General features: G+C 64.2%; 10 protein-coding genes and 1 pseudogene. 6 read left to right on the forward strand and 5 right to left on the reverse strand.

All coding sequences use genetic code 11. The annotated features are described in order from the left end of the window. Positions 1-678: 678 nt before the first annotated feature. A pseudogene (locus EDF57_RS07440) lies at positions 679-1,844 on the forward strand (IS3 family transposase). Between the two features lie 48 nt (positions 1,845-1,892). Here the strand turns inward: EDF57_RS07440 and EDF57_RS07445 are convergent. The 4 genes from EDF57_RS07445 to EDF57_RS07460 all read right to left on the reverse strand — a co-directional run bounded on the left by EDF57_RS07445 (position 1,893) and on the right by EDF57_RS07460 (position 6,663). Continuing rightward, a complete protein-coding gene (locus EDF57_RS07445; RefSeq protein ID WP_134093765.1) occupies positions 1,893-3,332 on the reverse strand; it encodes a lipopolysaccharide biosynthesis protein in 1,440 nt (479 codons plus the stop codon). A 46-nt stretch (positions 3,333-3,378) separates the two neighbouring features. Beyond that, on the reverse strand, positions 3,379-4,314 hold the full coding sequence (locus EDF57_RS07450) for a glycosyltransferase family 2 protein (protein WP_134093766.1): 936 nt from the start codon (positions 4,312-4,314) through the stop codon (positions 3,379-3,381). Between the two features lie 199 nt (positions 4,315-4,513). Further along, entirely contained in the window at positions 4,514-5,806 is a 1,293-nt protein-coding gene (gene opgC, locus EDF57_RS07455) for an OpgC domain-containing protein (protein WP_134093767.1), read from the reverse strand. A gap of 179 nt (positions 5,807-5,985) precedes the next feature. Continuing rightward, positions 5,986-6,663, reverse strand: coding sequence for a TetR/AcrR family transcriptional regulator (locus tag EDF57_RS07460; protein WP_134093768.1), 678 nt, complete (start codon positions 6,661-6,663; stop codon positions 5,986-5,988). A gap of 90 nt (positions 6,664-6,753) precedes the next feature. Between EDF57_RS07460 and EDF57_RS07465 the strand changes: the two genes are divergently transcribed. The 5 genes from EDF57_RS07465 (at position 6,754) to EDF57_RS07485 (ending at position 12,255) form a co-directional block, all read left to right on the forward strand. Continuing rightward, a complete protein-coding gene (locus EDF57_RS07465) occupies positions 6,754-8,259 on the forward strand; it encodes an efflux transporter outer membrane subunit (protein ID WP_132269779.1) in 1,506 nt (501 codons plus the stop codon). Positions 8,260-8,308: 49 nt separating this feature from the next. Beyond that, positions 8,309-9,259, forward strand: a complete 951-nt coding sequence (locus EDF57_RS07470) for an HlyD family efflux transporter periplasmic adaptor subunit (protein ID WP_134093769.1) — start codon at positions 8,309-8,311, stop codon at positions 9,257-9,259. Then, a complete protein-coding gene (locus EDF57_RS07475) occupies positions 9,256-10,188 on the forward strand; it encodes an ABC transporter ATP-binding protein (RefSeq protein ID WP_134093770.1) in 933 nt (310 codons plus the stop codon). The genes EDF57_RS07470 and EDF57_RS07475 overlap by 4 nt, the downstream gene beginning before the upstream one ends. After that, positions 10,185-11,324, forward strand: coding sequence for an ABC transporter permease (locus tag EDF57_RS07480; protein WP_134093771.1), 1,140 nt, complete (start codon positions 10,185-10,187; stop codon positions 11,322-11,324). Before EDF57_RS07475 ends, EDF57_RS07480 begins: the two co-directional genes overlap by 4 nt. 241 nt (positions 11,325-11,565) lie before the next feature. Beyond that, positions 11,566-12,255 (forward strand): hypothetical protein, encoded by a 690-nt coding sequence (locus EDF57_RS07485; protein ID WP_134093772.1) that lies wholly within the window; start codon positions 11,566-11,568, stop codon positions 12,253-12,255. Positions 12,256-12,355: 100 nt separating this feature from the next. Here EDF57_RS07485 and EDF57_RS07490 read toward each other — a convergent pair whose 3' ends face one another. Further along, on the reverse strand, positions 12,356-13,093 hold the full coding sequence (locus EDF57_RS07490) for a FadR/GntR family transcriptional regulator (protein ID WP_132269788.1): 738 nt from the start codon (positions 13,091-13,093) through the stop codon (positions 12,356-12,358). Between the last annotated feature and the right edge of the window lie 85 nt (positions 13,094-13,178).

Here is a 13,178-nt window from a genome sequence, read left to right on the forward strand (position 1 = left end):
TTGACTGCTCGATATCCACTCGCAAGGCCTCCATGTGCCCCGCGAAATTCACACCAATGCCGCTCTGTACAAGGCCGGGTTCCGTCGGCGCTTACAGATCGGTCTCGCCAACATCGCGTTCAACTTCAAACGCTTCCTATGCTGGGAATGTCGGCCGAACTCGGCATGATGCACGCCGCCACCGCGCTGATGCCTCCACAGGGCGCCCCCGGTGGGCAGAAAACACCCCGTAGCCGCACGCGCGATGCCCAAGACTGCGTCTGATACCCTCAGTCCAATACACAAGCCGGGTAAATCAGGGTGTCCGATTGGGTTCCGATTCGATATCGCAACGTGATCAGCGGTTGCCATGAAACGTTCGAGGCTAGAAGAATCGAACCAAGTAATTCTTGCTTGACAGGGGTATGTTAAATGGACCGAAATCGAAAATAAAATCGGATATTTCTGGAATAAACAAGGGCTTGTTTTAAAAATTATACTCCCGCTACCGCTACATTTTCAAAAAATTCTCAGATCACAGCGGTATCGGTTCACACCGCTGCTGTGAATGGCGAGGGCACGCTGTCGGGGCCTTTGCCAATCTGCCAAAGCGCTTGTGACCCTGTCCCGGATAATGCCTCCAGCGGGAATGAGAGGAATCTGGCAAAAATCGAAGCGGATTTGAGCTGGAGATTTTGCATGAAGAAGTCGAAGTTCACAGGCGAGCAGATTGCGTTTGCGCTGCGTCAGGCGGAGGTTGGCACGCCAGTCGCCGAGGTGTGCCGGAAGATGGGCGTCTCGGAGGCGACGTATTAGCGATGGAAGCAGCTATACGGGGGCCTGGGGCCTTCGGAGCTGCGCAAGATGCGGCAGCTTGAAGAAGAGAACCAGAAGCTGAAGCGGCTCGTGGCCGATTTCTCGCTGGACAAGGCCATGCTCCAGGAGGTTCTGGCAAAAAAATGTAGCGCCTGGTCGACTGCGCGAGATCGTCCATTGGGTGCAGGATCGTTATCGGGTGAGCGAGCAGCGTAGCTGCGCGGTTCTCCGGTTCGATCGCAAGACGCACCGTTACCGGTCGATCCGAAGCGACCAGGCGCCGCTCAGGAACAGGATCAAGGAGATCGCCGCGACCCGCGTCCGCTATGGCTATCGTCGCATCCACGTCCTGCTTCGGCGAAGGTTGGACGGTGAATGTGAAGCGGGTACACCGCCTCTATCGCCTGGAAGGCCTTAATTTACGGGCCAAAAGGCCCCGCCGGCACGTCATGGCCGCGCGGCGAGTGGAACGGCCGCTGCCCTCGCACAGGAACGAGATCTGGGCAAAGGACTTCGTGTCCGATGCCCTGTTCGATGGTAAGCGCTTCCGCGCCTTGACCGTCGTTGATGCCTACACTCGCGAGTGCCTGGCAATCCATGTCGATCAGGGGATCAAGGGTGTGCAGGTCGTCGCTGTGATGGATCGCCTGCTGTTCGAGCGCGGCGGCGCGCCTGAGAAGATCAGGGTGGACAACGGCCCGGAATTTATATCTCGGGCGCTCGATCATTGGGCCTATGTCAACCGCGTAACGCTGGACTTCAGCAGGCCTGGAAAGCCGACGGATAATGCCTTCGTTGAAAGCTTCAACGGCCGGTTTCGCGACGAATGTCTGAACACGCACTGGTTCTTGTCTTCGAACGACGCCAGGAGCACGATCGAGGCGTGGCGGACGGACTTCAATGAGACCCGACCTCACACATCTCTGGGGTTCACCCCGGCCGATGAAAAGCCGGATCTCTCGTTCTGGCCGGTGGCAGAACTGGGACAGGGTCACTTGCCGTACCGGCTTCAGCATTTGGAGCAGCTCAAAGCGAATCGCTCGAGTTAGGTCATGGGAGCCTCACACCTGCTGCGTTCGCCGCGCAAATTCCGCCCGTCAGGAGCGCTTTATCAGTCTCCGGGCTTCGCTTAACAGGGTGAGAAGGGTTGCGCGGCCGCGGGGGGTGGCGGCGACGAGGGACCAGAAGAGAAGGTATCCTGCCGCCAGGAGCATGAAGACGTTTACCCACCCCACGCTCAGGTATTGGGTCCAGATCCACACCATCAGCGAGGTTATCGCTATGGAAAAGGCGTAAGGGGAGAGGGCTCGCAGCAGGGTGCCGAAGCTGACTGGCCCCTTCCGGGTTGCGGCGTACCAGATCAGCGGGCCCTGGACGCAGCCCGTGGCGATGTAGGCGTTCGCCACGCCCTGTATCCCCCACGGCAATCCCACGATGAATGAACCGACGAAGGCCAGCGAGCTGAAGAGCCCGAAATTCCTCATCTCGCGCGTGCGGTTCTGCGTGGTGAACAGCCAGCCCGTGCTGTTGCTGACGGGTGCGAAGAGCGCTCCTATCGCCAAGACCTGGAAGATGGGCGCTACCGCGTGCCATTTCGACCCGAGCACGGTGTAGATGACCAGCTTGCTCCCCACGCCGGTAACGGCGATGCTGGGATAAGTGAGGAGTATGATCGTCTCCAGGAGCATCAGGTACGACTTGGAGTATTTCTCGCGGTCGTCGTTCAATCGGGAGAGCAGGGGGGTCGCCACTTTGGCGATCGGGCCGGTGATCTGGCTGAGCGGCAGCAGCAGCAGTTTGTAGGCGCGGTCGTATATGCCGAGCTGGACCTCGCCGAGGTGCCGGCCGATGAGAATGTTGTCGAGGTTGCGGGCAAAATAGTTGAAGATGTTGAACGAGGTGACGTTGCCTCCAAAGCCCAGGATCTCTCGCGCTTCCGGCGCTTTTCCCGGCCTGGAAGGGACCCAGCGGGCCAGCGACCAGGCCAGCACGAGCGCGGTGGTCGTCAGCGTGGCCTGGCTGATCACGAGCGACCAGTAGGAAAACCCCAGCAAGGCCGCCGAAATGCCCGCTATCGAACTGAGGACGTAAGAGCCGAGGTCGACGGCCACCAGTGAACCGAATGCCAGTCGCCGGTTGAGGATGGCGACATGCTGGTTGTAGAAGCCGGTGAGCATCAGGATCGCGCCAAGCGCGACCAGCACGGGCGCAACGCGGGCGTCGTGGTAGAAGATCGATGCAAGCGGCGCGCCCAGCATCACGATTATGCCGGACGTGACGCTTACCAGCGCGCTCGTCCAGAAGATGAGGCTGAGCTGTGCCTGCGTGATCTGCGGCCTCTGAACGGTGGCCTGGCTCAAACCCAGGTCGGCGAACAGCGCCACGAACGCCAACAGGGGCGCCGCCATTGCCAGAATGCCGAACTCGGTCGGGCCCAGCAGGCGAGCCATGACGATCGACACGACGAATTGCAGCCCGAAGCGCACCGCCTGGGCGCTCATGTTGATGGCGATGCCCTGCGCCGACTTGCGGCGCATCGAGGAGTGGTCGCCCGGCGTCAAACCGGAGTCCAGGGCTGAGGGATTACCGGCCAACGTATTTCACAATCTTGGTTTTCAGCCAGTGCTGTCCTGCGGAACTCGTGAGCGATTTCGCCAGGACTCCCAGCTTCGATGAGAGATTCGGTGCATCCCCGTAGAGCACGTTCAGTTCATGCGTCCTGAGCGCGTCCGCGCGGCGGGTTAGTGCGCCTGCGACCGCTGGATTGCTGGCAAAGGGGGCGCGGCGGGAGAGTTTTTCCGTCTCCGAGATCATCCGGCTGTAGTCCACCCGCGTGCGGCTGAGGCCGGAGTCCCGCGTGGTATAGATATAGCTCAGCACCTCGCGGGCGAGCACGTATTTTGCGCCTTTCGACAGCGCATCGATGATGAAATGAAAATCTTCTCCGTGCCGGATGTCGGTCCGGTAGCGAAGGCCGTTGTCATTCAGGAAGGCGATCCGGAACAGAGGTTTCAACAAGCCGTAGTCCGGCTCCCTGTTGGCCGGCCGGGCCGCTTCCACGAAATCGCCGAGGCTGAGGGTCGTTATCGGGGCGTTCTCCTGGAAGACCGGCCCCGAGACCTCCTGACGCTGATGCGAGAAAAAGCGGATGGATCCGGCGACGATGTCGGCATCGCGATCTTCGGCAATCTGCACGAGACGGCTCAGAGCGCCGGGTTCCAGCGCGTCGTCCGCGTCGAGAACGGCGCCCCATTCACCGGCGGCATGGTCGAACGCGAGATTTCGGGCGCCGGATGGGCCAAGGTTTTCCTTGCTGTCGATGACGCGCAATCGCGGGTCCTTGCGCGCGATCGCCTGCAGGACGTCCAGTGTCGCGTCGGTCGAGCAGTCGTTCACCGCGACGATTTCCACCGAGAGCCCCTGCTGATCGAGAGCCGAACCGATCGAGCGCTCCACGAAGTCGGCGCAATTGTAGGCCGCCAGGATCACGGACAGTTTCGGCTGCATCACCGGGTTCATCCTTCAACACCGGAAGCGGGGAATGCATCGAGGCCGGAGCAATGGCTTCGCGCCCCCAGAGATCTCGGGCGGTGATCCAGTCTGTGCTTCAACAAAGGCACCAGTCTTCTCCTGATCAAGACTTGACCGATTATCGAGACGCGCACTTCCATTCATACCAAGCGCCGCTGATCGGCGGGAGCAGCCGGCCGATGGTCCCTCATCGCTGGCTGCTCTGCACTTCCCGCTGCGAGAAGAGGGGAACCCATGAGAGCAGGGACGTCAGCCGCAGGGCGGCCGTGCGCAGCAGGCGGTTCACCGGATCGGTGATCGCGCGCCACCATCGCGACGACACTCTCACGACCGGATTTGGCGACGTGAGAGCGTCCGGCTGCATGACGATGTCATAAAGCGCGGCAAGGCCGACCACGACCACGAAGAACAACCCGCTCAGCAACAGTCTTTCCGGGATCGACTGATCGTAATCCCGCGTGACGAAGATCAGGAATGCATTGCCCGCCGAGAAAGTGAACAGGCTGCGCCGACCCAGCATCGTCGCGCGTTCAAAGCCGGGGCCGCCTTGTCTGACGGAACGGCAGAGCGCGACGATCATCGCGGTGCCGAGCGCGCCGCAGAAGAAATAGAAGGGATGGTTGGCGTTCCTGAGGACCATTCCCGCTGCGGTTTCGGCAGTCACTTTCTCCGGCCCCATGAAATAGGTTGCGAGCGCGCCGACGCCAAGTGCCCCGCAAAGGAGGAGGAAGCGCCGGGTCACGGATTTTCTCACTTCGGCGTCCGCCGACCGATCCTCGCTGAGCAGCCAGCCGATCAGCATGCCCACGGCGACGAAAAACAGGCTGTGCAGCACGGAGGGACCGGCGACGGCATCGCCTATGCCCAGAAGCAGGTCAGCCAGTCGCGCCGGCACATAGTGGGCGAAATTGGGGGGCGGGGCGGGCAGCAACACGAACAGGGGGTGCAGGAGCAGGATCGCGGTCGAGGCGATCAGCAGCGGCGCCAGGCCCCAGCGCAGCCGGGCCACGAGGATCAGCGGGGCGAGGAAGAAGAGAATGGCGTAGTATCGAAGGATGTCGCTCAGCGGAATTTTCCCCGCGAGCAATGCGCCGAAAAACGCGCTTTTCAGGCTCAGTCTTCCCATCCAGAGCACGGGAATCAAGGTCAGGGCGTACAAAAGCCAGCAGAGAAAGGCCCGTTCGAACAATCTGGCCGTCACCGACTGGATGCCGTCGCGATCGGCGCGATTCCTGTAGACGACCTCCAGCAGGGCGCCGAACAGAATGATGAACATGGGAGTCGCCAGTCTTACGACGAATGCAAAATGCGGCTTCTGCTCGAAGAAATCTTCCCAAACGTTCGTAGCGATGAAGGAGTGGTTGAGCATCGCCAGGGTGATCGCCACGGTCCGAGCTATATCAAGTCCCAGGATCTTGCGACCTGGCGGCATCGCAGCGTACTCCCTATCTGAGCGTCCCGGCGGCACATTATCCCGCATGGAACCACAATGGGCATTCTAAAAAGGGTGATGGAAGGCTTCTTTTTTGCCTTCATTTAGAAGGACGAAGCCGATTTTCGTGGCTTTGGAGACGGCGCAGGCCAGGCCCCGGCGACCGGGTCGCGATTCGCGCTCCGAGGTTCGCGCTCCGAGGTTCGCGGAACCCGCTCCGGCGCCGGTCAGCCGCCCGTCTCGGTCAGCATGCCCTTCAGGACCACGCCTGCGTGCTGCACCGCGAGTTCGTGCAGGTCGGGCATTCGGGCGCCCGTGTTACCCAGGACTTCGCGGAACAAGGTTCCGGCCAGCATCGGGCCGATGATCGACATGGCATAGAGCAGCGGATCGCCGGCGCGCACTTCGCCGCGTTGCTGCCCCTGCTCGATAGCCCGTGTCACGAGGGCGAGCACCTTGGACACCACCTCGTCGTGCCAGACTTGCGCGAGATCCGGGAAACGCGAGCCTTCCGCGATCAGCAGGCGGACCATGGCCGGAGCCTGGCTGCCTGCCGTTGCCGCAACCTTGCGCAGGAGCGCCGGGACGAATTCGGCCAGGGGCGGTGCGAATTCGGCGGAAGGCGCCGGAAGCAGGCTCAGGTGAGTCGCGAGAATGCTGCGCGCCACGGCCCTGAACAATTCCTCCTTGTTGGCGAAGTAGACGAAGACCGTGCCTTTCGAGACCCCGGCCCGGCGCGCGACTTCTTCCACCCTGGCGGCCCCGAAGCCATGTTCGGCAAAGACCTCCAGCGCGGCGTCGATGATCTCGCTGGGCCGGGCATCCTTGCGCCGACGCCGCCCTTGCGCCGCGCCCTTGGCGGGAAGCTGCATGGAATCCTGTTTCGGTTCGGTGGTCTTCTTCACGTCTGGTCCCTGATTCTACCGATCCCGTGCCCAGGCAGAAAACGATATAATTATTGACCTGTTGGTCAATAGGTAGGATTGAATTGCGGCATGGCATCCGCTCGAATCGCCGTTGTCGCTACAGTGCTCCTTCTGGGAGGCTGTACGGTCGGTCCAGATTATCACGCTCCTGTCGTAGAGATGCCCACCGCCTATAGTTCGGCCGAGCCCGCCACGCCAACGGCGGACGACCCCGCCGTCTGGTGGCAGGCGTTCCGCGATCCCGTGCTCGACGATCTGGTGGCCCGCGCCATGGCCGGCAATCTCGATATCCAGCAGGCGGCCTCGCGGGTGAAGCAGGCCCGCGCCCAGGAACAGGCGACGCGCGCGGCCGGCGGGCCATCCGTCAATGCCAGCGCGCAAGCCGGCTACACCCGCCTCAGCAGCAATGCCCTGCCATCTGCGCTGGCCAATTTCGGCACGGGTAACACGGGGTCGGGCTCTGGTGGCCCGGGCATCGGCCTTGCGGGCGAGGACTTCGCCACGTTCCAGACCGGGTTCGACGCCGCCTGGGAACTCGATCTGTTCGGCGGCCAGCGCCGCGCGAACGAGGCGGCAGGCGCGCGGGTGGCCGCGGCGGTCTGGTCGCAGCGTGATGCGCAAGTGCTGCTCGCCAGCGAAGTGGCAAATACCTACCAGCAGCTGCGCGCCTTGCAGCGGCGCATCGCCGTGGCTGACGAAAGCATCGCCGCCGCGCGTGACCTGCTCGGTTTCATCGAGGTGCGTTCGGCCAAGGGGCTCGTCACGACGCTCGACGCGCGCCGCCAGCAGCAGGACATCCAGAGCCAGATCGCCCAGCGCGATGATCTGGCGGCGCAGGCAGAGGTCCATGTCCACGCGCTGGGCACACTGCTCGGACTGGCGCCGACGGGACTGGCTCCGACAGGACTGGCCGCGCAGCTTGCGGCCGCGCCCGCCGCGCCGCCCGACCCGGTCGCCGTGCCCGCGGGTCTTCCCTCCGATCTCCTGCAGAGACGGCCCGATATCCGCGCCTCGGAGCGGCAGCTGGCTGCGGCGACGGCCGATATTGGCGTGGCGACGGCGGACCTCTATCCCAAGTTCAGTCTCACCGGCGCTTTGCAGCTGGCGTCGCGGTCGCTGACTCACCTGCTGGAAACCGACAGCATCACGGCCAATGGCGCCGGGAGGCTTTCGTTGCCGCTGATCGGGGGCGGGGCCTCGCGCGCGACGGTCCGGCTGCGGGAAGCGCAGGCGAACGAGGCGCTGCTCGCCTATCAGTCGACCGTCCTTGGCGCCTTGCGCGATGTCGAGGATGCCCTGACCCGGCTGGCCGCCGACCGCCGCCGGGCGGAGAGCCTGCGGACGTCGCTGCAGGCGGCGCGCGATGCCTCTGAGACGATGCAAGTGCGATATCGGCACGGCCTTGTCGCCTATACCGATGTGCTGACCGCGCGGCAGACCGCGCTTTCGGTGCAGGACGGGCTGGCGCAGGCGGAAGCCGCCGCGGCGCAGGACGCCATCGCGCTCTACAAGGCATTGGGCGGCGGCTGGGACGAGCGCCGCGAACAGCAGGAAGTGGAGCGAACGCGTGGTTGACGCACCTGGAAATTCCCCGCGCAGAGGGGGGCGATTTCCTGTCCGCCGGTTGCTTATCGCCGCCATCGTGGTGGTGGCGGGCCTCGTGCTCTGGCTGCTGCTCAAACCGGGACGGCATGCCGGTGACGAGCAGTTCACCGGCTATGTCGTGAGCGACGACATCTACATGTCCTCTCCCGTCGGCGGCACGCTGACGCGCGTTTCGGTGCGGCGCGGCCAGCGGGTGAACGCCGGTGCCGCGCTGTTCCGGGTCGATCCGACCGTGCGCGAAGCCCAGACCGAGCAGGCGCGCGCGACCATCGCGGCCAACCGCGCCCAGGTCGAACAGCAGAGAGCCGGCCTTGGCCATGCCCGCGCCGATCTTGCCGCCGCCCAGGCCGATGCCGATCGCTATGGCACGGAAGTGCGCCGCCTGACGGCGGCGCAGCGGGAGAAGCAGGGGGCGATCGCTCAGCTCGATCTCGACCAGGCGCGCGCTTCCTATGAAGGCGCCCTGCGCAAGCGCGACGCCGCACGAACCCAGCTTCAGTCCGCCTCGGCCGCGATTTCGGCAGCAGAAGCGCAAGTGCGGCAGGCCGAGGCGGGCCTTACCTCGGCAAAGCGGGAATTGAGCGACCTTTCCCCGCCGGCGCCCGCCGCGGGCCGGATCGAGGATGTGATGTTCAAACCCGGCGAGAGCGTCCCCGCCAACACGCCGATCGTGTCGATCGTGCCCGACGGCGAGGTGAAAGTGCGGTTCTACGTGCCGCAGAGCAGGGTCAACGCCTACCGCCCGGGCCGCAAGGTGGCGATCGGCTGCGATGGCTGCGCGGGCGGGATGACGGCGACCGTGGAATTCGTCGCCAACCGGCCCGAGTATACGCCGCCCGTCATCTACAGCGTCGATGCCCGCGAGAAGCTGGTGTTCCTGGTGGAGGCTCTGCCCTCCAACCCGCGCGCGCTCACCCCCGGCCAGCCGATGGACGTGGCGCCGGATGCCGCGGCCCTGCCGCGCCGATGACGGACTCGCAGGCTGCCATCGACGTCAAGGGGCTCAACAAGAGCTTCGGAGACAAGCACGTCGTGCAGGACGTCTCGATCAGGGTGGAGGAGGGCCGGATCACCGGCTTCCTGGGGCCGAACGGTGCGGGCAAGACCACGACGCTGCGCCTGCTTTGCGGCCTGCTGACGCCCGACAGCGGCGAAGGCGAAGTGCTCGGCCTGGACTTTCGCTCGCAGACCGACGCCATCAAGCGCCAGACCGGGTACATGACCCAGCGCTTCTCGCTCTACGAAGACATGACGATCGAGGAGAACCTGAGCTTCATCGCCCGGGTCTATGAACTCGGCGACCGCAGGGGCCGGGTCGGCCAGGCCCTGGAGCGGCTGGGCCTCCAGGACCGGCGTGGTCAGCTGGCGGGCGCGTTGTCCGGAGGCTGGAAGCAACGCCTCGCGCTCGCCGCCGCAACCCTGCACGAGCCCCGGCTCCTGCTGCTCGACGAGCCGACCGCCGGCGTCGATCCCAAGGCCCGGCGCGAATTCTGGGACGAGATCCACACCCTGGCCGACGGCGGGCTGACCGTGCTGGTCTCCACGCACTACATGGACGAAGCCGAGCGCTGCCACGACATCGGTTACATCCTCTATGGGCGCCTCATCGCGCGCGGGACGGCGGCTGAGATCATTGCGGGGTCGGGTCTCGTTACCTTCAACGGCCAGGGAGCGGATATCGGCAAGGCCGCCCATGAGCTGGAGCATCAGGACGGCGTGCTGAGCGCCTCGGCTTTCGGCGCCGCCGTCCATGTCTCGGGCACGGACAGGGCGGCGCTGGAGCGGGCCATCGCGCCCTGGCGCAAGCCGCCGTTCCGGTGGGACGAGGTCGAACCCTCGCTGGAGGACGTGTTCATCCAGCTGATGGGCAAGACCAGCGATGACAGGTACGCATCGTGAGCGGCCTCTCGTTCGCGCGGATCGCGGCCGTGATGGTCAAGGAGTTCACCCAGCTCCGGCGCGACCGCATCACTTACGCCATGATCTTGGTGATGCCGCTGATGCAGCTCCTGCTGTTCGGCTATGCGATCAACACCGACCCCCGGCACATGCCGGCCGCGGTGCTCTCCCATGACCATGGCCGCCTTGCCAATGCCGTGGTCGCGACGCTGGAGCGCACGACGTATGTCGATGTGAAGCATGTGCCGGGTTCCGAAGCCGAGATGGACCGGCTGATGCGGCGGGGAGAGATCACTCTCGCCCTGACGATCCCGCCCGACTTCAGCGAGCGCGTCCTGAAAGGAGACCGGGCGCAGATCCTGGCCGAAGTCAATGCCACGGACCCCACGGCTGCGGGCGGCGTTGCCGCGGCGGTCGCGACTCTGCCGTCGAATGCCTTCCGGGCCGAACTGAGAGGCCCGGCCGCAAAGCCCGTGTCCCCCGCGCCCTTCGAAGTCGTGGTGCACCGGCTCTACAATCCAGAGGGCATCACCTCGTACAACATCGTGCCGGGCCTGCTGGCGATCATCCTTTCGATGACGCTGGTGATGATGACCGCCATGGCCGTCACCCGCGAGGTGGAGCGGGGCACGATGGAGAGCCTGCTGTCCACCCCGGCCACGGCGTTCGAGGTGATGATCGGCAAGTTGCTGCCTTATATCGCGGTCGGCCTGGTCCAAACCGTGATCGTGCTGGCTCTGGCCCGGTTGCTGTTCTCGGTGCCGATGGCGCAGACTCTTGCCGGCTGGATCGCGCTGACGGTGGGGATCGTGCTGTTCATCACCGGCAATCTCGCGCTGGGATATCTGATCTCCACCGTGGTGCGCAGCCAGCTTCAGGCCATGCAGATCTCGATGTTCTACATGATGCCTTCGCTGTTCCTGTCCGGCTTCATGTTTCCCTTCGCGGGGCTGCCGGGCTGGGCGCGGGTCCTGGGTGAGATCATCCCCATCACTCATTTCCTGCGCATCATCCGCGGATCGCTGCTGAAAGGGCAGGTGCTCGCGGACATGGGCACCGATCTGCTCGCCCTCGGCGGATTCCTGGTGGTGGTTGCCGTTCTGACGGTCGCCCGTTCGCGCACCACACTCGATTGATCCCCTTCGGCTTTCGCCACATCAGCCGCGAAGCCCGGTCAAAAGCCCCGATTTCCGGCATTTTCACCGGCCGCGATCAAGGCCACCAGCCAGGCTTAGGCCGGCTGATGGCGGGATCTTTTCCAGATCGGACGCATCGCGTCTGCTCCCCTAGGGGTCCGACCATCTACAATAGGGACGTGATCGAAGATCGCGGTGCGATGCCCGGCAAATTCCGCCGGAATGGAAAAGGAAAGATTACGTGCGAGCCTATTTCGGAGCAGCCCTTCTTGCAGCCGCCAGCCTGGGCGCCGCTCCCGCCCTTGCTCAAGGCGATGACGCGCGCGTCAGCCTGGGTGTCACCGCCGGCACGCTCGGGATCGGGCCAGAGGTCGGGTACCGGGTGTCGGAAAACATCGGCGTCCGCGCGAACGCCACGTTCTTTTCGTTCAGCCACAACATCCATTCGGACGACATCCGATACGATGCGAAGCTGAAGCTCCGCTCGGGCGGTGCCATGGTCGATGTCTATCCGTTCGGCGGCGGTTTCCGCATTTCCGGCGGTCTGCGCGTCAACGGCAACAAGGGTCGCGGCGTCGGCGTACCGAACGACGGCACCAGCTATACCATCGACGGCACGACTTACACCGCAGCCGAGATCGGCACGCTCCACGCCGAAACGGATATCGACAAGCTCGCCCCGGCCCTGACGCTGGGTTACGGCGGCGGCTTGTCGAAGGGGCTGACCGTGGGCATCGAGGCGGGCGCCCTGTTCCAGGGCAGCGTCAAGGTGAAGCCGCTGACCGTCACCGGTCTCTGCGCCGATATCACCCTTGGTCCCTGCTCCACCCTCGCCGCCGATCTCGAAGCGGAGCGGCAGAGCGTCAACGACGATATCAACGACTACAAGGTCTACCCGGTGTTGCAGGTTACGTTGGGCTACCGGTTCTGAGTGCAGGGCGCCGGTCCATCCGGCGCCCGACCCGCCGGGACATGGCGGGAAGCCTTCGGCGCCCGCGTTAGAGACGGCGGTGCCGGATTACGGGTGCGGGTCAGATCTTCGCGCTGATCAGGAAACGCTCGCGGCTTTCCTGCGACTTGCGTCGCAGTTCCGAGATGGCGTGCTCTTCGGTGGCGTCCAGCATGGAGGCGAGCAGGCGCTGGAAGTGCTGACGCATGGCAAGGCGCGCGCCTTGCGGGTCGTGCTTGCGAAGCGCTTCAACGACCGCTGCGTGTTCGTCCTGCCGCGTCCTGCCGTCATGGTGACAGACGCTTTCGTGGGTGTACTTCACTTCCGGCAGTTCGGTGCGCAACCGCCAGAGCGTGTGGATGACATGGGTGATCGCCGCATTGCCCGAGGCGGAAGCGATCGTCATGTGGAACTCGCGGTCGATCTCGGTCGACTTTTCGTCGTCGCCCTCGGCCGCCATGGCTTCCAGCAGTGTGTCGAGCTTGGCCAGCGTGGCATCCGAAATGACCGGCGCGGCCAGCGCCGCGGCCTCGGATTCGAACAGCGAGCGGGCCTCGGTCAGTTCGAGCGCGCTGACCTTGGGCAGGGCATCGTCGGTGCGATCGCTGAGTTCCGAAACGTAAATGCCCGAGCCGGTCTTGATCTTGAGCACACCCACGGCCTGAAGCGCGATTGCGGCCTCGCGGATCGTGACCCGGCTGACGTTGAACCGCTCCGCCAGTTCGCGCTCGCCCGGCAGCCGCGTTCCTGGCGGAAACGCGCCTTCATTGATCAAGGCAACGATCTGGTCGGCAATGCCCTGGAACAGCCTGTCAGCCATGGTGTGTCTTCTTTCTTTCCATCACGCCTGCATGAGGTTTGAGACCTAATAGCTTCCATGCCAAAACGAAGCAATTGTCCGACCA

The sequence above is a fragment of the Novosphingobium sp. PhB55 genome (assembly GCF_004368805.1).
Taxonomy (GTDB): Bacteria; Pseudomonadota; Alphaproteobacteria; order Sphingomonadales; family Sphingomonadaceae; genus Novosphingobium.

Coding starts and splice junctions, on each gene's coding strand:
- EDF57_RS07450 (WP_134093766.1), bottom strand. CDS start 4,314: ATGAACCCGGTGATGCAGCCGAAACTGTCCGTGATCCTGGCGGCCTAC.
- EDF57_RS07465 (WP_132269779.1), top strand. CDS start 6,754: ATGGCATCCGCTCGAATCGCCGTTGTCGCTACAGTGCTCCTTCTGGGA.
- EDF57_RS07445 (WP_134093765.1), bottom strand. CDS start 3,332: ATGCGCCGCAAGTCGGCGCAGGGCATCGCCATCAACATGAGCGCCCAG.
- EDF57_RS07490 (WP_132269788.1), bottom strand. CDS start 13,093: ATGGCTGACAGGCTGTTCCAGGGCATTGCCGACCAGATCGTTGCCTTG.
- EDF57_RS07475 (WP_134093770.1), top strand. CDS start 9,256: ATGACGGACTCGCAGGCTGCCATCGACGTCAAGGGGCTCAACAAGAGC.
- opgC (WP_134093767.1), bottom strand. CDS start 5,806: ATGCGGGATAATGTGCCGCCGGGACGCTCAGATAGGGAGTACGCTGCG.